The 21,904-nt window shown below is 71.1% G+C and carries 24 protein-coding genes; 5 read left to right on the top strand and 19 right to left on the bottom strand.

Annotation, left to right across the window (positions count from 1 at the left end):
* Position 1 precedes the first annotated feature (1 nt).
* From ctaD to B079_RS0114930, 7 genes are all read right to left on the bottom strand, one after another.
* Entirely contained in the window at positions 2 to 1,696 is a 1,695-nt protein-coding gene (gene ctaD, locus B079_RS0114960; protein ID WP_018546632.1) for a cytochrome c oxidase subunit I, read from the bottom strand.
* Positions 1,697 to 1,873: 177 nt separating this feature from the next.
* On the bottom strand, positions 1,874 to 3,391 hold the full coding sequence (locus tag B079_RS0114955; protein WP_037801502.1) for an MFS transporter: 1,518 nt from the start codon (positions 3,389 to 3,391) through the stop codon (positions 1,874 to 1,876).
* Positions 3,388 to 3,678, bottom strand: coding sequence for a hypothetical protein (locus B079_RS0114950; protein WP_018546630.1), 291 nt, complete (start codon positions 3,676 to 3,678; stop codon positions 3,388 to 3,390). The genes B079_RS0114955 and B079_RS0114950 overlap by 4 nt, the downstream gene beginning before the upstream one ends.
* 158 nt (positions 3,679 to 3,836) lie before the next feature.
* Positions 3,837 to 4,046 carry a hypothetical protein gene (locus B079_RS0114945; protein ID WP_018546629.1) on the bottom strand — a complete coding sequence of 70 codons (210 nt, stop codon included), beginning with the start codon at positions 4,044 to 4,046 and terminating at the stop codon, positions 3,837 to 3,839.
* Between the two features lie 46 nt (positions 4,047 to 4,092).
* Positions 4,093 to 4,746, bottom strand: coding sequence for a GAF and ANTAR domain-containing protein (locus tag B079_RS32100; protein WP_018546628.1), 654 nt, complete (start codon positions 4,744 to 4,746; stop codon positions 4,093 to 4,095).
* Between the two features lie 115 nt (positions 4,747 to 4,861).
* Positions 4,862 to 5,650 carry an Fpg/Nei family DNA glycosylase gene (locus B079_RS0114935; protein WP_026248711.1) on the bottom strand — a complete coding sequence of 263 codons (789 nt, stop codon included), beginning with the start codon at positions 5,648 to 5,650 and terminating at the stop codon, positions 4,862 to 4,864.
* A 25-nt stretch (positions 5,651 to 5,675) separates the two neighbouring features.
* Positions 5,676 to 6,692, bottom strand: coding sequence for an NAD-dependent epimerase/dehydratase family protein (locus B079_RS0114930; protein WP_026248710.1), 1,017 nt, complete (start codon positions 6,690 to 6,692; stop codon positions 5,676 to 5,678).
* 246 nt (positions 6,693 to 6,938) lie between these two features.
* Here B079_RS0114930 and B079_RS0114925 point away from each other — a divergent pair, with 246 nt between their 5' ends.
* From B079_RS0114925 to B079_RS0114915, 3 genes are all read left to right on the top strand, one after another.
* Positions 6,939 to 7,415 (top strand): hypothetical protein, encoded by a 477-nt coding sequence (locus tag B079_RS0114925; protein WP_018546625.1) that lies wholly within the window; start codon positions 6,939 to 6,941, stop codon positions 7,413 to 7,415.
* Positions 7,416 to 7,594: 179 nt separating this feature from the next.
* Positions 7,595 to 7,987: a DUF6153 family protein gene (locus B079_RS0114920; RefSeq protein ID WP_018546624.1), complete on the top strand. Its 393-nt coding sequence runs from the start codon at positions 7,595 to 7,597 to the stop codon at positions 7,985 to 7,987.
* Positions 7,988 to 8,060: 73 nt separating this feature from the next.
* Positions 8,061 to 8,666 carry a DUF305 domain-containing protein gene (locus tag B079_RS0114915; RefSeq protein ID WP_018546623.1) on the top strand — a complete coding sequence of 202 codons (606 nt, stop codon included), beginning with the start codon at positions 8,061 to 8,063 and terminating at the stop codon, positions 8,664 to 8,666.
* A 55-nt stretch (positions 8,667 to 8,721) separates the two neighbouring features.
* Here B079_RS0114915 and rocD read toward each other — a convergent pair whose 3' ends face one another.
* The 8 genes from rocD to B079_RS0114875 form a co-directional block, all read right to left on the bottom strand.
* Complete coding sequence (rocD, locus tag B079_RS0114910; RefSeq protein ID WP_018546622.1) at positions 8,722 to 9,948, bottom strand: ornithine--oxo-acid transaminase; 1,227 nt, start codon at positions 9,946 to 9,948, stop codon at positions 8,722 to 8,724.
* On the bottom strand, positions 9,945 to 10,757 hold the full coding sequence (gene ddaH, locus B079_RS0114905; RefSeq protein ID WP_018546621.1) for a dimethylargininase: 813 nt from the start codon (positions 10,755 to 10,757) through the stop codon (positions 9,945 to 9,947). The genes rocD and ddaH overlap by 4 nt, the downstream gene beginning before the upstream one ends.
* Before the next feature lie 165 nt (positions 10,758 to 10,922).
* On the bottom strand, positions 10,923 to 11,408 hold the full coding sequence (locus B079_RS0114900) for an Lrp/AsnC family transcriptional regulator (RefSeq protein WP_018546620.1): 486 nt from the start codon (positions 11,406 to 11,408) through the stop codon (positions 10,923 to 10,925).
* 34 nt (positions 11,409 to 11,442) lie between these two features.
* Positions 11,443 to 11,622: a hypothetical protein gene (locus tag B079_RS0114895; RefSeq protein WP_018546619.1), complete on the bottom strand. Its 180-nt coding sequence runs from the start codon at positions 11,620 to 11,622 to the stop codon at positions 11,443 to 11,445.
* 124 nt (positions 11,623 to 11,746) lie between these two features.
* A complete protein-coding gene (locus B079_RS0114890) occupies positions 11,747 to 12,697 on the bottom strand; it encodes a cytochrome c oxidase assembly protein (protein WP_018546618.1) in 951 nt (316 codons plus the stop codon).
* A 104-nt stretch (positions 12,698 to 12,801) separates the two neighbouring features.
* Positions 12,802 to 13,827, bottom strand: coding sequence for a 6-phosphofructokinase (locus B079_RS0114885; RefSeq protein ID WP_018546617.1), 1,026 nt, complete (start codon positions 13,825 to 13,827; stop codon positions 12,802 to 12,804).
* 217 nt (positions 13,828 to 14,044) lie between these two features.
* On the bottom strand, positions 14,045 to 14,773 hold the full coding sequence (locus B079_RS0114880; RefSeq protein ID WP_018546616.1) for a type 1 glutamine amidotransferase: 729 nt from the start codon (positions 14,771 to 14,773) through the stop codon (positions 14,045 to 14,047).
* A 20-nt stretch (positions 14,774 to 14,793) separates the two neighbouring features.
* The gene (locus B079_RS0114875; protein WP_018546615.1) at positions 14,794 to 16,032 is read right to left on the bottom strand and encodes a MurT ligase domain-containing protein; all 1,239 of its coding nucleotides are present in this window, start codon (positions 16,030 to 16,032) and stop codon (positions 14,794 to 14,796) included.
* Positions 16,033 to 16,183: 151 nt separating this feature from the next.
* Here B079_RS0114875 and def point away from each other — a divergent pair, with 151 nt between their 5' ends.
* Positions 16,184 to 16,723 carry a peptide deformylase gene (def, locus tag B079_RS0114870; RefSeq protein ID WP_018546614.1) on the top strand — a complete coding sequence of 180 codons (540 nt, stop codon included), beginning with the start codon at positions 16,184 to 16,186 and terminating at the stop codon, positions 16,721 to 16,723.
* 37 nt (positions 16,724 to 16,760) lie between these two features.
* On the opposite strand, the gene B079_RS0114865 is transcribed toward def, so the two are convergent.
* Complete coding sequence (locus tag B079_RS0114865; protein WP_018546613.1) at positions 16,761 to 17,405, bottom strand: TetR family transcriptional regulator; 645 nt, start codon at positions 17,403 to 17,405, stop codon at positions 16,761 to 16,763.
* A 172-nt stretch (positions 17,406 to 17,577) separates the two neighbouring features.
* Between B079_RS0114865 and B079_RS0114860 the strand changes: the two genes are divergently transcribed.
* Complete coding sequence (locus tag B079_RS0114860) at positions 17,578 to 18,801, top strand: acyl-CoA dehydrogenase family protein (protein WP_018546612.1); 1,224 nt, start codon at positions 17,578 to 17,580, stop codon at positions 18,799 to 18,801.
* A gap of 86 nt (positions 18,802 to 18,887) precedes the next feature.
* On the opposite strand, the gene B079_RS0114855 is transcribed toward B079_RS0114860, so the two are convergent.
* The 3 genes from B079_RS0114855 to B079_RS0114845 are packed head-to-tail and all read right to left on the bottom strand — an operon-like array spanning position 18,888 to position 21,692.
* On the bottom strand, positions 18,888 to 19,406 hold the full coding sequence (locus B079_RS0114855) for a cupin domain-containing protein (RefSeq protein WP_018546611.1): 519 nt from the start codon (positions 19,404 to 19,406) through the stop codon (positions 18,888 to 18,890).
* Between the two features lie 7 nt (positions 19,407 to 19,413).
* Positions 19,414 to 20,628, bottom strand: coding sequence for a cytochrome P450 (locus B079_RS0114850; RefSeq protein ID WP_018546610.1), 1,215 nt, complete (start codon positions 20,626 to 20,628; stop codon positions 19,414 to 19,416).
* A gap of 11 nt (positions 20,629 to 20,639) precedes the next feature.
* Positions 20,640 to 21,692: a type III polyketide synthase gene (locus B079_RS0114845; protein ID WP_051095109.1), complete on the bottom strand. Its 1,053-nt coding sequence runs from the start codon at positions 21,690 to 21,692 to the stop codon at positions 20,640 to 20,642.
* Between the last annotated feature and the right edge of the window lie 212 nt (positions 21,693 to 21,904).

Genomic DNA, 21,904 nt, shown 5'->3' with positions numbered 1-21,904 from the left:
CTCACGGCCGGATCGAGTGCGCGGCGTGCTCGGCCATCGCGATGTCGGGGTGGTGGAGGTCGAAGGCGGGGGATTCGCTGCGGATGCGGGGCAGGGTGAGGAAGTTGTGGCGCGGGGGCGGGCAGGAGGTCGCCCACTCCAAGGAGCGGCCGTAGCCCCAGGGGTCGTCCACGTTGACGAGCTTGCCGTAGTGCGCGGTCTTCCAGATGTTGTAGAAGAAGGGCAGCATCGACAGGCCCAGCAGGAACGCGCCGATGGTCGAGACCGTGTTGAGGACGGTGAAGCCGTCGGCCGCGAGGTAGTCGGCGTAGCGGCGCGGCATGCCTTCCGCGCCCAGCCAGTGCTGGACCAGGAACGTGGTGTGGAAGCCGATGAACAGCGTCCAGAAGGTGATCTTGCCCAGGCGCTCGTCCAGCATCTTGCCGGTGAACTTGGGCCACCAGAAGTGGAAGCCGGCGAACATCGCGAAGACGACGGTGCCGAAGACGACGTAGTGGAAGTGGGCGACCACGAAGTACGAGTCGGAGACGTGGAAGTCCATCGGCGGGGAGGCCAGGATGACGCCGGTCAGGCCGCCGAAGAGGAAGGTGACCAGGAAGCCCGTGGTCCACAGCATCGGTGTCTCGAAGGACACCGAGCCTTTCCACATGGTGCCGATCCAGTTGAAGAACTTCACTCCTGTGGGCACCGCGATCAGGAAGGTCATGAAGGAGAAGTAGGGCAGCAACACACCACCGGTGACGTACATGTGGTGCGCCCACACGGTCACCGAGAGGCCCGCGATCGCGATCGTGGCGGCGATCAGGCCCATGTAGCCGAAGATCGGCTTGCGGGAGAACACCGGGATGATCTCCGTGACGATGCCGAAGAACGGCAGGGCGATGATGTACACCTCCGGATGGCCGAAGAACCAGAAGAGGTGTTGCCACAGCAGGGGGCCGCCGTTGGCCGCGTCGTACACATGGGCGCCGAACTTGCGGTCCGCCTCCAGGGCGAGCAGCGCAGCCGCGAGGACCGGGAAGGCGAACAGGACCAGCACGCTGGTCAGCATGGCGTTCCAGCAGAAGATCGGCATCCGGAACATGGTCATGCCGGGCGCGCGCATGCAGATCATCGTGGTGATGAAGTTGACCGAGCCGAGGATCGTGCCGAAGCCGGAAAGCGCCAGACCCATGATCCACATGTCGCCGCCCACGCCGGGGGAGCGGATGGCGTTCGAGAGCGGCGAGTAGGCGAACCAGCCGAAGTCGGCCGCGCCCTGCGGGGTGAGAAAGCCGCCCACCGCGATGAGCGAGCCGAAGAGATACAGCCAGTACGCCAGCATGTTCAGCCGGGGGAACGCGACATCGGGCGCACCGATCTGGAGCGGCATGATCCAGTTGGTGAACCCCGCGAACAGCGGTGTCGCGAACATCAGCAGCATCACGGTGCCGTGCATCGTGAACGCCTGGTTGAACTGCTCGTTGGAGATGATCTGCAGGCCCGGGCGGGCCAGCTCGGCGCGCATGAGCAGCGCGAGCACACCGCCCACCAGGAAGAAGGCGAACGACGTCGTGAGATACAGCGTGCCGATCGTCTTGTGGTCGGTGGTCGTCAGCCACTTCACCACGACACTGCCGGGCTCGCTGCGCCGGACCAGCAGCTCGTTCTCGGACGAGTCCTCCGCTGCCGGTTCGGGCCGGTCGATGGTAGTCACGAGTTGCGCTTCTCCTGGTGTTCGCGGTCCGGCCGCCCCATGGCGTAGATGAGCGCAATCCTGGTGGCTCGGGCCGGAGAAGGACGCCCCCGGGCGGTCGACATGCCGCCGTACGGGTGGTTGTCGCACACGAGTGGAGCAGTGGTCGGAAAAGCACACCGCGTGCCGATGCCGCCCTCAGCTCTGCCGCGCGTTCACCGGATCGTTCGCGACCTCGTCCGGACACGCCCGCCGCGCCCGCGACGCGCGCCGGTCCCGCCGCCAGTCGAACGTCGCGAGCGCCAGGGACGCCCCCATGCCGACGAGGGCGGCGACCAGGGCCGTGGTGAGCGCGGAGCGGTAGTCGCCGTGACCGCCGAGCGCCACGTAGAACAGGCCGGGCAGCGCCGCCGTACCCACCGCCGCGCCGAGGCGCTGGCCGGTCTGGAGGGCGCCGCCCGCCGCGCCCGCCATGCGGACCGGCACCTCGCGCAGGGTCATGGTGATGTTCGGGGACACCACGAACCCGCTGCCGACACCGCCCAGGAGCAGCAGCGGGGCCGCCAGCCAGGGGGCGCTGCCGAGCGGGGCGAGGCGGAGCAGGAGCGCGGTGCCGCCCAGGCCCGCGATCACCGCCGTCAGACCGCACGCCGTGAGCACCCGGCCGAAGCGCTCCACCAGCCGCCCGGCCAGTACGGCGGCCATCGCCGAGCCGAGCGCGAACGGGGTCACCGCGAGCCCGGACAGCAGCGGCGAGAAGCCGAGACCGTGCTGGTAGAAGAGCGCGAACACCAGCCAGACACCGCTGAAGCCGATGAAGTACAGCGTGCCCACGCCCGCGCCGACGGCATAGCCGCGCACGGTGGTGAACAGGCGCGGGTCCAGCAGGGGCTGGGTGCCCCGGGCGACCAGCCGCCGCTGCCAGGCGGCGAAGACCAGGAGGAGCGCCGCACCCACCGGGAACAGCCACCACAGGCGCCCGATACCCCCGGAGTCCGCCTGGACCATCGGGAACATGACCGCGAGCACGCCGAGCCCGAGGAGCAGCACCCCGGGCACGTCCACATGGCCCCGGCCGCTGCGGCGGACCCGGGGGAGGAGCCGTCGGCCCAGCAGGACGGCGAGGATGCCGATGGGCACGTTGACGTAGAAGATCCACTGCCAGCCCTGGTCGCCCGAGGCCAGCGCGAGGATGGCGCCGCCGGTCAGGGGGCCGACGGCGGAGGAGATGCCGACCGTCGCGCCGAAGAAGCCGAAGGCCCGGCCGCGCTCGGCGCCCCGGAACAGCTGCTGGATCAGCGCGGAGTTCTGCGGCGCCATGAAGCCCGCCGCAAGACCCTGCGCGAGCCGCGCCATCACCAGCAGGGTGATGTCGGGGGCCGCCCCGCAGGCCGCGCTGAACAGCACGAAGCCGCTGAGCGCCAGCAGGAAGATACGGCGCCGGTCCAGCGCGTCGCCGAGCCGCCCGGCGGTGACCAGGGCGAGCGCGAAGGTGAGGGCGTAGCCGGAGACCACCCACTGCACCTGGGCGGGGGAGGCGTGCAGATCCCGCTGGATGGTCGGCAGCGCGACCGCCACGATCGTCACGTCCAGCAGGCTCATGAACCCGGCCACCAGCGTGACCGACAGGGCCCGCCACCGGCGCGGGTCGGGCTCGTACCCCGCTTCTCCGCCCTCCGGCTCCCTCATCGCCGCCCCGGTCTCCGGCCTCCTCATATACGGATCGTCACCTGCCTCTTCCACCGATGGCTCCAGCGCACGACCAGCCCCACGAGACCGGTCAGGGTGACCGCCCAGACGGCCATGAACGCGCCGGTCAGCAGCGGATCACGGAACACCACGTCCAGGGCGAGCAGGCAGAAGGAGACGAACGCGAGCACCGACACCCACACGGCGAGCCGCCGCCCCCGCAGGTGCCGGATCAGGAAGGGCTCCCTGCCCAAGGTCTTGTCCATCTCGGCCAATGCCCGCAATTCCCGCTCGGACAGATAGACGACATCCATGGGAAACACCCTCTCGGGCGGAGGAAACACTCCCTTTCAAGTATCCGGCGGACACCAGGTGAAACGCGGGGGCGGCGGACCCGGATCCCGTCATGTCCGCAGGTCGGAAACGCGTACCGAGGTCTCCGGCCGATAGGCCGACCGGTGGGCCTGGGCGATCAGTCCTCGCCCCTGACGATGTTCTCCTCCGCACCGGTCCGGGGAGCGGAGTCCTTCGTGACGACCGCGGCCACACAGGTGCGCACCCGTTGGCCGCGCAGGCGGCGGGCCCTGGCCCAGCCGGTCTCGACGACGCGGACGGACGCCCACTCCCGCGTGTCCCCGGTGCTGTCCTCGGTGTCCTTGGTCATGGCGGTGTCGCTGGTCACGGCCTTCAACTTCCTTCGGAGTCCCCGCAGGGCTACCTCGGCCGAGTCACCGGTGCGGCGCGGGGCAAACATGGCCCTCGCCCGGCTCCGGCCCGAAGCCGGACCCGCGCAGCACGATCTCGTGCGCCAGCTCGCCGACCGTCCGCCCCTCGGCGAACGCGGCCTCCCGGATACGGTCCAGCGCCTGCTCCGGGGACAGCCCGAGCCGGGCCATGACCACGCCGACCGCCTCGTGGCCGGGCGGAAGATCGGTGACGGCGAAGGTGACGGCGTCCCGGGTCCACCGGGCGATCCGCAGATCGGACTCGGACAGCGCGCCGGGGCGGTCGCGGTACAGATCGAGCGTGCCGACGGTGGTTCCGTCGACGCCCAGCGGCAGCGAGAACACGGCCCCCACGCCCAGGCTCACGGCCTCGGCGGCGAACTCGGGCCAGCGGTGCGCGTCCGGGCCCCGGGTGAGGTCGGCGGCCTCCACCGTCGCCGCGCCGTCCAGCGCGCTTTGGCAGGGGCCGTCGCCCAGTGCGTACTGCGCCTGCGCGAGCCGCGCCGCCGTACGGTCGCTGGCGCACCAGGCGGCCCGTACGCCCGGGCCGCCCGCGAGGGAGACGGAGGCGCCGTCGACGCGCATCGGCCCCACGCACGCGCGGCACAGGGCCTCGGGCATCTGGCCGGGGTCGACCCGGGCCAGGTCAGCAGACATGAGCGACCACCTCCGACCGTGTCCGGGAAGGCCGGTGCCGTCCCGGACGGGTCCGCGTCCACCTGCCGGTTCTCCAGGTGAGCCGGGCCGAAACGTGCCCGGGTGCGCGGGAGCCTCATCGCTGGCAGTGGGGGCACCACACCGTCCGCCGCTCCGACACCCGGCGCGAGTCCAGCGGGCCCCCGCAGCGCGGGCACTGCGGCTCGGTGTCGTCGCGGCGGCCGGTGAGCCAGTTCCGGCGTGGTGGCACGCGTGCGTCACGTACGGCGGTGTCGAGGACGCGGCCCATCGCCGTGAACAGCCCGCGCGCCTCCGCCTCCTCGATCTCGCCCGCCGGGCGGCCGGGCGCGATGCGGGCCCGCCACAGGATCTCGTCGCTGAGCAGGTTCCCGAGGCCCGCGAGCGCGGACTGGTCCATCAGCAGGCTCTTGACCGCGCCGCGCCGGTCGGCGAGCAGGTCCACGAAGTCGTCGCGCCCGATGGTGAGCGCGTCGGGTCCGAGGCCGTCGAGCAGCGCGGCCACGTCGTCGGGGGTGTCCGCGAGCCGTACGCCCTGGAGCTTGCGCTGGTCGCGATAGCCGAGCCGGTTGCCGTCGTCCAGGGTCAGGAGCACCCGGTCGTGCTCGTGCGGCGGCTCGTCGGCGGGGGCGCACAGCAGGGCGCCGGTCATGCCGAAGTGCCAGACCAGGGCGGGGCCCGAGCCGTCGTCCAGCGGCGCGACCAGGAACTTGCCGTGACGGCGCGGCTCCCCGAACCGCCGTCCCTCCACGGTGTGTTGCAGCCGTTCGGCGGAGACCTCGCGCAGCACCCCCGCGTCACGGACGTCGACCTCCTGGACGCGCCGCCCCTGCCCGCAGCGCTCCAACACCCCACGGAATCCTTCGACATCGGGCAGCTCAGGCATCAAGCCCTCCTCACATCAGGTGAGTTCAGGCGGCGAGCGGCGCGGTGTCCATGCCCGCGCGTTCACCGAGCCCGTCCAGGAAGTCCTGGATCGCCTCCAGGGCCGTACGCGTCGGCCGCCAGCCCAACTCCTCATGCGCGCGGGCGCAGTTCATCAGCGGCAGCCGCAGCACCGCGTCGAAGAGGTCGGGGGAGGCGGGCACCAGCCGCAGCCACCAGGCCGCCGCGAGCGCGGCCCGCAGCGGGGGCAGCGGCACCCGCACCGGCCTCGCCTCCAGGAGCTTGCCCAACTCGGCAGAGTCCAGGACCGGTTCGGCGGCGAGGTTGAACGCGCCGCGCACCGGCAGGGTGACGGCTCGCGCGAACGCGTCGGCGGCGTCGTCGGTGTGCAGCGCCTGGAACACCAGCCCGGGCAGCTTCGGCACCGCCGGTACGAACTGCGGCCGTATCAGCTGCGGCGGGATCAGCGACCCCGCGAAGATCCTGCGCTGCTCGGCGGCCGACTCCCGCTTGAACATGAAGCCGGGACGCATCCGTACGACCCGGATCTCCGGGCGCGCCAACTCGTAGGCGTCCAGGCAGCGTTCCAGGTACGCCTTCTCGCGGCAGTACGCCGCCTGCGGCCAGCCGTCGGTCGGCCACGACTCGTCCACCGTACGGTCCTTGGGGCCCGGCGAGTACGCGCCCACGGACGAGGCGTGGATCAGCGCGGGCACCCCGGCCTCGGCGACGGCCTCGAACACCCGCCTGCTGCCGAGCACGTTGGTCCGCCAGGTCGTCAGCGGATCGTGCGTGGGCTGGAACTTCCAGGCCAGCTGGATCACCGCGTCCGCGCCCCTGAAGTGGGGGAGGAGGTCGCCGCCGCCGGGGGCGACGTCCACGGCCGCCCAGGTCGTCTTTTCCGGCCGCCAGTCGGGTGTCCGGCGGGCCAGACCGAGGACCGACCCCACCTCCGGGCGCTCGCTCAACGCCCGCACCACGCTGGTGCCGACGTTGCCGGTCGCCCCGACGACCACGACCCGCAGGCCGCCCTTGTCGTTCAGCCCCGTGTCCGCCATGGCAGCCGCCTCCCGGCATATACGCGCGATTCACCTGCTTTCCGGCCCGCCGGGTACCCGTACACGCGGACCGTCATACGCCCCGCACAGATCGGCCACCGGCCGCTCGGACCTGGACACCGTGCGCCGGGGCGGCACCCTCTCCGTCTCCGGGGTGTACGGCGGGACGGCCGGGATCAGCACGGCGGCCCGATCAGGATTCGGCCGCGCGCGCCTGGGAACACGGCGGGCATGATCCAGACCATTCTGCGCGGCGGCGTCGCGGGCGCCGCCGGAACGACCGTCCTGAACGCCGTCACCTACGCCGACATGGCGCTGCGGGGCAGGCCCGCCAGCGAGGCCCCCTCCGAGGTCGTCGACAAGATCGCCCACGACGTGGGACACCCCGTCCCCGGCAAGGGCGAGACCCTGGACAACCGGCTGACCGGCATCGCCGCGCTCACCGGCATCGGCGTCGGCTGCGCCACCGGTGTGGTCGTCGGCCTGCTGCGCGGGGCCGGCATCCGGCTGCCCTGGTGGCTGGGCGGCCTCGTGACCGGCGCCCTCGCCATGGCCGGCGCCGACGTGCCGATGGCCCGCCTCGGCGTGAGCGACCCGAGAACCTGGTCCCCCGTCGACTGGACCTCGGACGTGGTCCCGCACCTGGTCTACGGCACCGTCACCTACGGCATCCTGACGGCCTCGGAGTGCCACCGCTGCCACGAGTAGCCCCACCCGGTCGCCCACGCAGGCGCCATGGGCGGCTCCGGCGGACCGGCGGGTCGTGCGGCCAGGTCACCGAACAGTGCGTGCTCTGCTCCGCGTCGGACGCCTCGGGCTGACCCCGCGCGCGCCGACCGGCGGGTCCGGGCGCGGGCCCGGGACAGTGCCGTCGTACGATGCGACCGATGTCCGGCACCCGTCAGCGCACCCCAGGCCCGCCCCCGTGGCGGCTGCTCGTGCTGCTGGTGCTGGGCGGGCTGCTCGGCATGCACGGTCTGGCGCCCGGCGGCGGACTCGGACCCGTGCACCGGGCGAGCGCCCCGCACGCGGCCGTCGTGCTCAGCGCTCCCGGCGACTGCGGGGCCCACCACGGCCACGACGGAAGCGGGCATGTGCACCACGCCGACGCCACCTGTGCGTCCGGCGCCGTACCCGGTGGGCCCGAACTCGCGCTTCCCGCCTCCCCGGACGCCGTCACCCCCGTACCCGGCGCCCTCTCGCCCGCCCGTGCCGCGTCGGCGCCGGACGGTGCCCGCGCGCCGCCCTCCCTGGCGGAACTCCAACTCCTGCGGATCTAGAGGCACCCGCGCGGCCGTACGCGGTCGCGTTCAGCGGTGTGCCCTCAGAACCCTCGGACCACAGGAGTTCCACATGACCATCCGTCAACCCCTGCGCGCCCTCACGCTCGGCGCGGCCACCCTCTCCGCCGCGCTCCTCCTCGGCGCCTGCGGCGGCGCCCACACCGACACCGGCGCCCACTCCGCGCACGGTGCCTCCGCCACCGCGGCGGCGCACGACGCCCAGGACGTCGCCTTCGCGCAGGGCATGATCCCGCACCACCAGCAGGCCCTGGAGATGGCCCGGCTCGCCGCCGGGCGGGCCGGGTCCGCCCAGGTCAAGGACCTCGCCGCGCGGATCGAGAAGGCCCAGGACCCGGAGATCCGCACCATGACCGGCTGGCTGAAGTCCTGGGGCGAGCAGCCGCCCATGGCCGGGATGGACCACTCGGCCCACACCGGCATGACCGGAATGATGGGTGCCGACGACATGGCGGACCTGGAGAAGAAGAAGGGCGCCGACTTCGACTCCGCCTTCCTCTCCCTGATGATCCGCCACCACCAGGGCGCCGTGGAGATGGCCACCACGGAGAAGGACAAGGGCCGCTACACCCCCGCCACGAAGATGGCCGACGCCATCATCGAGGGCCAGAGCGCCGAGATCGCGGAGATGAGGAAGCTCCTCGACGGCGACAAGTAGCGCCGGGCACGCCGGTGGGCCGGACGCGCCCGCGCCCGGCCCACCGGCTCCGTACTCAGCCCGCCTGCCCCAGCACCTTCGCCAGCGTGTCCAGCGCCCCCCGCAGCTCCTCCGCCGTGATGGTCAGCGGCGGCGCCAGCCGGATCGTCGAACCGTGGGTGTCCTTGACGAGGATGCCCTCGCGCATCAGCCGCTCGCTGATCTCGCGCCCCGTGCCCAGCGCCGGGTCGATGTCCACGCCCGCCCAGAGCCCGCGCGCCCGGAACCCGGTCACGCCGTGGCCGAGCAGCGCCGTAAGACCCTCGTGCAGGACCAGGCCCAGCTCGGCGGCCCGGCTCTGGAACTCGCCGGTCTCCAGGAGTTCGACCACCGCCGTGCCGACGGCCGCCGCCAGCGGGTTGCCGCCGAAGGTGGAGCCGTGCTCGCCCGGGTGCAGCACCTCCATGACCTCGCGCCGGGCCACGACCGCCGACACCGGCACGATGCCGCCGCCGAGCGCCTTGCCGAGCAGCAGCACGTCCGGCACCACGTTCTCGTGCTCGACGGCGAGGGTGCGCCCGGTGCGGCCGAGCCCGGACTGGATCTCGTCCGCGACGAACAGGCACCCCTTGCGCCGGGTCAGCTCGCGCACCCCGGTGAGATAGCCCTCGTCCGGGATGATCACCCCGGCCTCGCCCTGGATGGGCTCGATCAGGACCGCGGCCGTGTGCTCGTCGACCGCCTCCTCCAGTGCCGCGAGGTCGTTGTACGGCACGATCTTGAAGCCGGGCGTGAAGGGGCCGAAGCCCGCCCGCGCCGACTCGTCGGTGGAGAAGCTGACGATGGTGATCGTCCGCCCGTGGAAGTTGTCCGCCGCGACCACGATGTTCGCCTGGCCGTCGGGGACGCCCTTCACGTCGTACGCCCACTTGCGGGCCAGCTTGATGCCGCTCTCCACCGCCTCCGCGCCGGTGTTCATCGGCAGCACCATGTCGAGACCGGTGAGCGCGGCCAGACGCTGGGCGAACTCGGCGAGCCGGTCGTTGTGGAAGGCGCGGGAGGTCAGGGTGAGGCGGTCCAACTGGTCGTGGGCGGCCCGGATCAGCGCCGGGTGGCGGTGGCCGAAGTTGAGGGCCGAGTAGCCCGCCAGCATGTCGAGATAGCGGCGGCCCTCCACGTCCTCCACCCAGGCGCCCTCGGCCCGTGCGACGACGACGGGCAGCGGGTGGTAGTTGTGCGCGAGGACCGGCTCCTCCGCCCGGATGAGGTCGTCGGTGGTGCGCGGGTGCGCGGGTGCGGTCATGAGCGGATCTCCTGGGTGCAGCACTTGATGCCGCCGCCCGCCTTGTGCAGCTCGGACAGGTCGACGGGAACGGGGGTGTATCCATGGTCGTCCAGACGCGCGGCCAGTGCCTCCGCCTGGGGGGCGATGAAGACGTGACGGCCGTCCGAGACCGAGTTCAGGCCGAAGGCCAGCGCATCGTCCCGGGTGGCGAGCACGGCGTCCGGGTACAGCCGCCGCAGCACCTCCTGGCTGCCCGCCGAGAAGGCCTCCGGGTAGTAGACGATGTTGTCGTCGTCCAGCACGAACAGGGCCGTGTCCAGGTGGTAGAAGTACGGGTCCACCAGGGTCAGGGCGATCACCGGGTGCCCGAAGAACTCCTGGACCTCGCGGTGGGCCTCGCGGGAGGTGCGGAAGCCGGTGCCCGCCAGCACGTACCGGCCGGTCCACACCAGGTCGCCCTCGCCCTCGGTCACCGACAGCGGGCGGTAGACGTCGTAGCCCGCCGTCTTGAACCAGGCGTCGTAGTGCTCGGACTCCGGGCGCCGCTCCTGGGCGTGGAACAGCGAGCCGAAGACGCGGCCACCGACCACGATCGCCGAGTTGGCGGCGAACACCATGTCGGGCAGTCCGGGGACCGGGTCGATCTCCTCCACGGTGTGCCCGTGGTCGCGGTAGGCGCTGATCAGCGTGCGCCACTGGGTCCGCGCCAGCTCGGCGTCCACGGGGGCGTCGGGACGCATCCAGGGGTTGATGGCGTACCGCACTTCGAAGTGTCTGGGTTCGCAGACCAGGAAGCGCCGGGGGCGCCGCACACGGGTTTCGGCCACAGAGGGTTTCCTCCGCTTTCCGGTGTGTCACTCGGGGATGTCACCACGGTAAGAACACCCGGCGACGGCGGACAAGAAACAAAAGCTGCGTGTCAGTGCAGTATCGCTGCGTCTTGGCCGACGAGAACGCACGACACCTGCGCCTATTCGAGGTTTATCGGATGATCACTCCGGTGCGGCCTGGGTGGCGCCCGCTTCCGGACTGTCCGGGAGAAGGTGGGACAGGACCATCACGCTGATCGTCTTCCGGATGAAGGGCTCGGCGCGAATGCGTTCCAGCACGTCCTCGAAGTGCTCCACGTCCCGCGCCCGCACATGCAGCAGCGCGTCCGCGCCGCCGGTCACCGTCATGGCCGCCGCGATCTCCGGATGCCCCCGCACGACCTCGGCAAGGCGCCGGGGCGGGGCCGCCCCCTCGCAGTAGACCTCCACATACGCCTCGGTGCGCCAGCCCAGCGCCGAGGGCTCCACGGTGGCCGTGAACCCGGTGATCACCCCGCTCTCCCGCAGCCGGTCCACCCGCCGCTTCACCGCCGTGGCCGACAGCCCGACCACCGCCCCGATCTCGGCGAAACTGCTCCGCGCGTTCGCCATCAGCGCGGTGATGATCTTCCGGTCGAGATCGTCGAAGGACGCGGCCCTGCTGCTCATGCGGGAACTGTAATCAGCCTGGCCAGGGGGCGCCCTACGACTTGGTCAGGACCAGGGCCAGGGTCAGCAGGACCAGGACGATCCAGCCGAACCAGAGCCAGCCGTTGCCGCCCAGGGCGACCGTGTATGCCGTGACGACGACGAGGCCGCCGACCGTCAGGGCTCCCATGATCCTGGTGGAGCCGTTGGTGGAACCGTTCGTGGAACCGGGCATCGCGGCACCCTCCTCGTGGTCGGTCCACCCCCATGGTGCCCCGTGTCCGCCGTCCGTGGCACGACTCGGGGCCGGTCGCGTTCTTCGCGACCGGCCCCGTACGACCCGTGTTCCCTCGGTGGCGTCAGCCCTGGCGCCCGCTCAGCGAGGCCAGATAGGCGTTGTACGCCTCCAGCTCCTTGTCACCGTCCCGGTCCGCGGCGCGGTCCTTGCGGCGGGCCTGCCGCTGCTCGGAGCCGTACCACTGGAACAGCAGGGCGATCAGCACCAGCACCGAGGGGACCTCGCTGAAGCCCCAGGCGATGCCGCCCGCCGCGTTCTGGTCGGAGAGGGCGTCGATGCCGAGGGAGGCCGCCGGGTGCTGGAAGGTCTTCACCATCGGCTCGGACGCCATCATCAGCGCGATACCGAAGAACGCGTGGAACGGCATCCCCGCGAACAGTTCCAGCATCCGCATCAGATAGCCGGGCCGGTGCGGACCGGGGTCCACGCCGATGATCGGCCAGAAGAACACCACGCCCACCGCGAGGAAGTGCACCATCATCGCGATGTGCCCGAGCGGCGAGCCCATCAGGAAGTCGAACAGCGGGGTGAAGTACAGCGCGTACAGGCTCGCGATGAACATCGGGATGGTGAACGCCGGGTGCGTGATCACCCGCATGTACCGGCTGTGCAGCAGGGCCAGCAGCAGCTCGCGCGGCCCCGTGCGGCCCTTGCCCGCCGTCGGCAGCGCGCGCAGCGCCAGCGTCATCGGGGCGCCGAGCAGGAGCAGGATCGGCGACAGCATGCTGATGATCATGTGCTGCACCATGTGCACGCTGAACATGACCATGCCGTAGTCGTTCAGCTTGGTGCACATCACCAGGCCGATCGTCAGCACGCCCACCGCGAACGACACCGTCCGCGCCACCGGCCACTGGTCCCCGCGCCGCCGCAGCCGCACCACGCCCCAGGCGTACAGCCCGAGCCCGGCCAGACAGGCGATCAGGAAGAACGGGTCCGCCGACCACTCCAGCCCCCGTCCCAGCGTGAACGGCGGCAGATCCGGCATCATGCCGTGCCCGCTGTGGTCCATCCGGCGGCTCCTGGTTCGTGGGGGTTGTGCGGATTCTGTCCGCACTCAGGGTACGGGCGCCGCCGTGCCCGCCCGTGAGCGGGGTCGCCCGTACCCCCGGCCCCTCAGACCACGCACTCCGCCTCGGCGTACCGCTCCGCCGGGACCGTCTTCAGCCGGCTCACCGCCTCCGCCAGCGGCACCGTCACGATCTCGGTGCCGCGCAGCGCGGTCATCATCCCGAACTCCCCGCGGTGCACCGCCTCCACCGCGTGCCAGCCGAACCGGGTCGCCAGCACCCTGTCGTACGCCGTCGGGGTGCCGCCGCGCTGGACATGCCCGAGGATCACCGGGCGGGCCTCCTTGCCGAGCCGCCGCTCCAGCTCCACCGCGAGCTGCCGGGCGACCCCGGCGAAGCGCCGGTGGCCGTACACGTCCGTACCGCCCTCGTCGAACTCCATGGAGCCCGCGCGCGGCTCGGCGCCCTCGGCCGCGACCACGATGGCCGACCGCTTGCCCGCCGCGAACCGGGCGCCGACCCGCTGCGCCAACTCCTCGACGTCGAAGGGCCGTTCCGGGACGAGGACGGCGTGGGCGCCCGCCGCCATGCCCGAGTGCAGCGCTATCCAGCCGGTGTGGCGCCCCATGACCTCCACGATGAGCACCCGCTGATGGGACTCGGCGGTGGTCTTCAGCCGGTCGAGGGCGTCGGTCGCGACGCCGACCGCCGTGTCGAAGCCGAAGGTGACGTCCGTCGCGGCGATGTCGTTGTCGATGGTCTTCGGCACGCCCACGATGGGCAGCCCGCTGTCGGAGAGCAGCCGGGCCGCCTTGAGCGTGCCCTCGCCGCCGATCGGGATGATCGCGTCCAGGCCCAGCTCCTCGACATGGCCCCGGACCCGCTCCACCCCGCCGCGCAGCCGCTCGGGGCGCACCCGGGACGAGCCGAGGACGGTGCCGCCGAGCGCCAGGATGCCGCTGACGGCATCGAGGTCGAGCTTCGTGTAGTCGCACTCCAGGAGGCCCTTCCAGCCGTCCCGGAAGCCGATCACCTCGTCACCGTGGTCGACGAGGGCACGGTGTACGACGGACCGGATGACGGCGTTCAGACCGGGGCAGTCGCCACCGGAGGTGAGGACACCAATGCGCATAGCCCGAGATACCTTCTCGACGAGTACCGGGAGGCCGGACCGCGTTGTCCGGCGGCTTTCCCGGCCAGAGTACGGCGCGGACGCTCCGCGCCCCACCGGGCGTCCGCCTGATGGACGTGTCCGCACAGGTGAGCGGACACACAGTCAGGCGGGCCCGTGACACCGTCACAGGCCCGCCTGAAGTGCACTGCTTTGACCCCGTGTGTGGGGTTCGCCCTTACGCGGGCTGCTTCGCCGCCGCGATCCGCTCGTCGCGCAGCGCCTCGTACCACCGGTCGTCGATGGGCGGCAGCGCGTTCACGTCCAGCGCCAGCTTCAGCAGCAGGTCCGCGATCTGCGGGTTACGGGCCAGCACGGGGCCGTGCATGTACGTACCGAACACGGTCCCGTTGTACGCGCCCTCCGTGCCGTCCCCGGTGCCGTTGCCCCGGCCCAGGCGGACCTGGGCGAAGGCGCGGGCGGTCGGGCCCAGATGGGTGACGCCCTGGTGGTTCTCGAAGCCGGTCAGCTGGGGCAGGCCGAGCTGCGGGTCGATGTCGCCAAGGACGTCGCCGACGCACCGCTCGCCCTCGCCGCGCACCGAGACCACGTCGAGCAGACCGAGGCCCGGCTCGCGCTGGCCGAGGTCGTTGATGAACTCGTGGCCCAGGATCTGGTAGCCCGCGCAGACGGAGAACACGATCGCGCCGTTCTCCACCGCCCGTTGGAGGTGCCCGTCGCGGCGCAGCCGCTCGGCCGCCAGGCGCTGGGGCCGGTCCTCGCCGCCGCCGATCAGGTAGATGTCACCGGAGGTCGGGATCGGCTGGTCGCTGCGCACGTCCAGCCGGGCCACGTCCAGGCCGCGCTGGCGCGCCCGGCGCTCGACGACGAGCGCGTTGCCCTGGTCGCCGTAGGTGCTCAGCAGGTCGGGATAGATCCACACCAGCCGCAGTTGGTTGTCGCTCATGAGGTGATCGCCCTTCCTGATCAGTTGCCGACCCGGCGGCGCAGGTCCTGGAACGCGGTGTAGTTCGCGATGACCTCGATACGGCCCGGCGGTGCGAGCTGCACGGCCTGGTCGAGGTTCTCGCACACCTGGAAGTCCTGGTTCGCGACCTCCAGGCGGACGGCGAGGTCCAGCTTGCGGTCACCGATCACGAAGATCGGGTGGCCGGTCAGCCGCGTGTAGTCCACGTCCCACAGCCACGAGGTGTCGGTGCCGTCCGCGCCGCGCGCGTTCACGGACAGGATCACCGGGGTGGGCGGCGGGTCGATCAGGGAGAAGGTCTCCAGCCAGCCGGCCGGGTTCTTCGCCAGCAGCAGGCGCAGATCGCGGTTCTGGAACTGGACCACGTCGTAGCGTCCGGCGACCGCCTGCACCTGGTACATCCGCTCCAGGGCGACCTGCGGGGGCACCCCGAAGACGGCGGCGACGGCCGCGGAGCTGGCCGCGTTCGCCTTGTTGGCGCGGCCCGGCAGCTGGAGGTGGATCGGCCAGGCCGAGCCGTGCGGGTCGAGCACATGGTCGCCGGAGAGCGCCCAGCTCGGCGTCGGACGGCGGAAGCCGCACTCGCCGCAGAACCAGTCGTCGCCCGGACGCTGCATGACACCGCCGCAGGACGGGCAGGACCAGGCGTCGTCCTTCCACATCTGTCCGGCCGCGACCCAGACCACGTTGGGGGAGGACGAGGCCGCCCACACCACCAGCGGGTCGTCGCAGTTGGCGACGATCACGGCCTTGGAGCCCGACAGACCCTCGCGCCAGTTCTCGGCGAGCATCCGGGTCTCGGCCGCGCGGTCCAGCTGGTCGCGGGAGAGGTTCAGCAGCGCGATGCACTTCGGGCTGGTGTCCCGCGCCACACCGGCCAGGTACTTCTCGTCCACCTCTATGACGCCGAACTTGGCGTCCGAGCCGCCCGCCAGGGCGGAGGTGATACCGGCCGGCATGTTGGCGCCGAGCGCGTTGGACACGACCGGTCCTGCGGCGCGCAGTGCCTCCGCGATGAGCCGGGTGGTGGTGGTCTTGCCGTTGGTCGCCGACACCAGGACGACGTCCAGGTGCGTGGCCAGCCGGGCCAGCAGGTCGGGGTCGAGCCGCAGGGCGACCTTCCCGCCGATCACCGACCCGCTGCCGCGTCCGGCGGCGCGTGATGCCGCCGCGACCGCTTTGCCCGCGGTCACGGCCAGCTTGGCCCGCGGCGAGAGCGGGTCCGAGTTGCCTGCCATCAGTTCTCGATCCTCCTTGCGTACGCGCCGCGCCTCAGGCCATCCGGCAACGTGGTGGGGGCCTCAGCCTATCGAGAACCGTTCGCACACCCGAATCCCGGCCCCACACCGCGCGGTGGTGAGGGGCCGAACGAACCGTACCCTTGCCGCCATGCGACAACGCTCCATCCCGGGCGCCCGAGGGCGCGTCAGGCCGCTTTCCCTCCTCGGCGACCCCGTTCTGCACGCCCCCTGCGCGGAGGTCACCGACTTCGGCCCGGAACTCGCGCGGCTCGTCGCCGACTTGTTCGCGACCATGTACGCGGCCCGGGGAGTCGGCCTCGCCGCCAACCAGATCGGCGTCCCTTTGCGGGTGTTCGTCTACGACTGTCCCGACGACGAGGAGGTCCGCCACCTCGGCCACGTGGTCAACCCGCGCCTGGTGACGGCGGACGGGATCGAGCTGCGCGGACCGGAGGGCTGCCTGTCCCTGCCCGGTCTTGAGGCGGGCACGGAACGGTACGACCACGCGGTGGTCGAGGGATTCACGAAGGACGGCGAACCGGTGAGCGTGGACGGCACGGGCTTCTTCGCCCGCTGTCTCCAGCACGAGTGCGACCACCTGGACGGCACGGTCTATGCCGACCGGGTCACCGGCTGGCGCAAGCGGCGGCTGGAGCGGCAGGTGAGGCGGGCCGACTGGAGCCGCTGAAGGTCCTCCGGGCTTGGTTGAGGGCTTACCGGGTCCGTCAGAAACCGGGGCCGCCGACCCGGTCCCCGGCAGCCGCGAGGCGGCCCCACAGCAAGTCCGCGAGGGAACGCACCAGTTCGGCCCGGGAGCAGGGCCGCTCGCCCAGCCACCAGTCACCGGCCGCGTGCATCATGCCGACGATCCCGTGCCCCCACACCCGGGCCAGCTGCTCGCTGCCCGGACCGAGGTCCACGCGCTCCTCGATGACCTGCGCCAGCTCCTCGCCCATCCGCCGCAGCAGCGGCACGCTGTGCTTGCCCACGTCGAAGCCCGGGTCGCCGGACGGGCCGCTTTCGGCGGGGTGCATCAGGAAGCGGTAGACCTGCGGCCGGGCCTCGATGGCGGCCAGATAGGTGTCGAGCGTGTTCTCCACCCGCTCGCGCCGGTCCGAGGGCGCGTCCAGGGCCGCCCGCAGCGAGTCCAGCAGGGCGTCGGTGTGGCGCTTGGCGAGCGCGGCGTAGAGCCCGCCCTTGTCGCCGAAGTGGCGGTAGAGGATCGGCTTGGTGATGCCCGCCTCCGCGGCGATGGCGTTCATCGACGCCTGCGGTCCTTCGCGCAGCACCACCCGGTCGGCGGCCTCCAGCAACTCGCGCCGTCGGCGGTCGGCGGACCGCTGCTGATCGGTCCGCTGCGTGGTGTCCATGTGCTCTCCCCACCTGTGCTGATTCGGTGACGCCTGCGCAAAGTAACACTGAAAGGCCCCCTGACATCGAACGGGATACCGAGAGGCCCTACGGAGTTGACTTCCGCTACCGGTCGGTAACAGACTCTGGTTACCGCTAGTAACAGTAGTACGCGCCGCCGCTGGAGGGGACATGGCCGAGTTCACCATGGAGCTCAACGACGAACAGAAGGAGGTCCGGGACTGGCTGCACGGTTTCGCCGCCGATGTGATCCGTCCCGCTGCCGCCGAATGGGACGAGCGTGAGGAGACTCCCTGGCCGGTCATCCAGGAGGCCGCCAAGGTCGGCATCTACTCCCTCGACTTCTACGCCCAGCAGTACTTCGACCCCACCGGGCTCGGCATACCCATGGCGATGGAGGAGCTGTTCTGGGGCGACGCGGGCATCGCGCTGTCCATCGTCGGCACCGGCCTCGCCGCCGTCGGCGTCCTCGCCAACGGCACCGAGGAGCAGATCGGCACCTGGATACCCCAGATGTACGGCGACGCCAGTGACGTGAAGGTCGCCGCCTTCTGCTCCTCCGAGCCCGACGCGGGCTCCGACGTCGCCTCGATGCGGACCCGTGCCGTATACGACGAGGCCAAGGACGAGTGGGTGCTCAACGGCACCAAGACCTGGGCCACCAACGGCGGCATCGCCAACGTCCATGTCGTCGTCGCGGTGGTCGACCCGGACCTCGGCTCCAAGGGCCACGCCTCCTTCATCGTCCCGCCCGGCACGGCGGGTCTTTCCCAGGGGCAGAAGTTCAAGAAGCACGGGATTCGTGCCTCGCACACGGCGGAGGTCGTGCTCGACAACGTCCGGGTGCCCGGGTCCTGCCTGCTCGGGGGCAAGGAGAAGCTGGACGAGCGGCTGGCGCGGGCGCGGGAGCGGGCCCGCAGTGGCGAGCGGGTCAAGAACGCGGCCATGGCCACGTTCGAGGCGTCTCGACCTGCCGTCGGGGCCATGGCGGTGGGTACGGCTCGGGCTGCTTATGAGGTTGCCCTCGATTACGCCGTCACTCGGGAGCAGTTCGGGCGGGCCATTGTGGACAACCAGGGGGTTGCGTTCCAGCTTGCCGACATGCGGACCTCTATCGACGCGGCTCGGTTGCTCGTGTGGCGGGCTTCCTGGATGGCGGTCAATGGGAAGCCGTTCACTGCGGCCGAGGGGTCGATGTCGAAGTTGTTCGCCTCCGAGACGGCCAAGAAGGTCACCGGGCAGGCGATTCAGATTCTCGGGGGGAACGGGTACACGCGCGAGTATCCCGTGGAGCGGATGCATCGGGATGCGGCTATTTACACGATCTTCGAGGGGACCAGCGAGATTCAGCGGCTTGTTATTGCGCGGACGCTTGCCGGGGTGCCGATTCGGTAGCGCCGTGGGGGCGCGGGTGCGTTGCGGACTGACGGTCGTCTGTGGCTTGTCGCGCAGTTCCCCGCGCCCCTTTGAGGTTGGTCAACTCACCGGTGTTTCAAGGGTGTGAGTTGGGTGATGTCGTAGCGCTTTCGCAGCGCCTCTATCGCCTCGTGGTCCGGCGGGCCTCCGCTGTCCAGGATCTCCAGCAGCTCCTCGAAGTAGCGTTCGTGGTCCGGTGGGGGAGAGGCCTGGAAGAACATCTTCGCCGGGGTGTCGGTCGGGTTGGCGAAGGCGTGGGGGCAGCCGGGCGGGACGACGATGAGGGTGCCTGGCGTGGCTCTTACCACCCTTGTGCCCGAACTCGACTCCCACTTCTGCCAGTTGTCGGGGGTGCGGATGCGTGGTTCGAAGGCGAGGACGTCCAGTTCGCCGTCCAGGACGTAGAACAACTCCTCGCTGCGCGTGTGGACATGGGCGCCGACGTCGAACCCGGGCGGGACCTCCACCTCGAAGGTGGAGGCCGTCCGCGAGTGGGTGCCGGTGACCTTGAACGTGACCCGCTGGGCGGCCGTCTCGACGACCCGGCCCGCTCCCGGCGGTACCAGCAGTCCCTCGGTGGTCATGGGCCGCTCACCAGGTCACCGGCAGCGCCTCTGGACCCCGGATCAACGCGCCCTTGCGGAAGGGCACTTGGTCCGGCGGCACCGCGAGCCTGAGGCCGGGCACCTGGTCCAGGAGCGTGTCCACCAGGAGTTCGGACTCCAGCCGGGCCAGCATGCCGCCGGGGCAGTAGTGCGGGCCGAAACCGAAGGCCACATGCGGGTTGGGGCTGCGCTCGAAGTCGATCGTCTCCGGGTCCGGGAAGACCTCCGGGTCGCGGTTGGCGGCCAGGTAGGAGACGTAGATCGCGTCGCCCGCCCTGATGCGCACGCCCCTGATGTCCACGTCCTCCAGGGCGATCCGGGACAGGCCGACGGCGTTGCGGTGCGGGATGTAGCGCAGCAGCTCGTCGATGGCCCGCGGGCGGATCGCCGGGTCCGCGCGCAGCCGGTCCGCCAACTCCGGCCGGGTCAGCAGCAGATAGAACATCTGCCCGCTGTTGTTGGTGACCGCCTCGCCGCCGATCTGGAGGAGTACGGCGAGCCCGACGGCCTCCTCCAGGGTGACCTCGGCCCGGCCGACAGCAGCGCCGAGCAGCGAGGTCACGTCCTCGCCGGTGCTGCCCTCGCGCAGCGCGATCAGGTCGGAGAAGTAGGCGCTCATCTCGCGCTTGGCCTTCTCGCTGACCTCCTTGCCGTGCGCGGAGGACAGGATGAGCTGGGTCCACTCGTGCATCGAGTGCCGGTCGGCGGCCGGGACGCCCATCAGCTCGCAGATCACCCCGATGGGGAAGGGGCTCAGCACCGAGCGGGTGAGGTCGGCGGGCGGACCGTCCTGGAGGAGTTCGTCGACCAGCTCCTCCAGCAGGTGGCGGGACTTCTCGCGGACCCGCTCCACGCCCTTCGCGGTGAACGCGGCGGCGACCGAACGGCGCAGCCGGGTGTGGTCCGGCGGGTCCAGGAAGCCGACCGCTCCCCGGTCCGGGATGAAGTGCGGGGCGAGCCGGGTGACCGGCTTGTCCATGACCGCCTCCCGGCCGAACCGGGGGTCGTTGGTCACCATGCGCACATCGTCGTGCCGGGTGACCAGCCACGCCCAGCCCTCGCCGTTGGGCAGCTGGATGCGGGTGACCGGGCCCTCGCGCATCAGCTCGGTGAGCACCGGGTCGAAGTCCGTCCCGGCCAGGTCGACCGCGGGCCACTGCCGGACGGGAGGCTGGGTCTCGGTGAGTGTCTTCTCGGACATGGCGCCTCCTCTCAACTGCCCTCGGACCAGCGGCCGACGGTCATCTCGGCGGTGATGCCGGGGCCGAACCCGGCCATCAGCCCGCGCGCCCCCTCCTCGGGGCCGCCGTCGTCGAACAGCCGGCGCAGCGCGTCCAGGACGACGGCGCTCGCGATGTTCCCGTACTCGGTGAGCGTGGACCGGCTGAACCGGAACGCGTGCGGCTCGACGTTCAGGAACTTGCTGAGGTCGTCGAGTATGCGGGGGCCGCCCGCGTGGATGATGTAGAAGTCCAGGTCGGAGGCGTTCCAGCCGTGGGTGCCCGCGAGGTCCTGGAGCGCCGGGGCCAGCGGCTCCATCGTGGTCGGCACCCGCTTGTCCAGCAGGAAGTGGAACCCGGTGTCCCGCACGTCGTACGAGATCCAGTCCTCGGTCTTGGGGATCAGATACGAGCCGTTGCGCTCCAGCTCGACGCCCCGGCCGCCCTGGCCGCGTACGACGGCCGCCGCGATGCCGTCGCCGAACAGGCCGTTGGACAGCAGCGATCCGACGCCGAGGTCGGTGGGCTGGTAGCACAGCGAGCAGAACTCGCAGGCCACGATGAGGGCGTTGGCGTCGGGGTAGGCCGAACAGAAGTCGTGCGCGCGGTTGACGGCCGCACCACCGGCCGCACAGCCCAGCTGGGCTATGGGCAGCTGCCGGGTGGTGCTGGAGAAGTCCATCTCGTTGATCAGCCACGCGGTGAGCGAGGGCATCATGAAGCCCGTGCACGACACGTAGATGATGACATCGATGTCAGAGGTGAGGAGTTCCGCGTCGTCGAGCGCCTGGCGGATCACTGCCGGGACACGGGCCTTGGCCTCCGACTCGTACAGCTTGTTGCGCTGTTCGAACCCGGGGTGCTTCAGGGTCTCCTCGATGGGCTGCACGATGTGCCGGGTGCGCACTCCGGTGTTCTCGATCAACCGGAGGGCCAGCGGGAGCTGAGGGTTGTCCGCGTGATGCGTACGCGCCAGCTCCAGCGTCTCCTCCATCGTGATCACATGCTCCGGCACGGACACCGAGGGTCTGCACAAAGTCGCCATGAGCGGTCCCTGCTTTCGCCGTCCGGCGGGCCTTCGTCCGCCGGTCAGAAGGTGGTCCACCCACACTCACCCAAGAGAGCGACGAACTCGCGCGGTGTTACGCCGAACCGGCGAGAACAGAGAGTGACGATCTTTTGTTTGCGCAGGTCAGCGGCCACTTGAAATCAGGCCCGAGGGCAACTCCCTCAAGGGGCGCGGGGCTGTGTCGATAT

Source organism: Streptomyces sp. LaPpAH-108 (genome assembly GCF_000373625.1).
Classification (GTDB): domain Bacteria; phylum Actinomycetota; class Actinomycetes; order Streptomycetales; family Streptomycetaceae; genus Streptomyces.
This window is presented reverse-complemented; position numbering and strand designations above follow the sequence as displayed.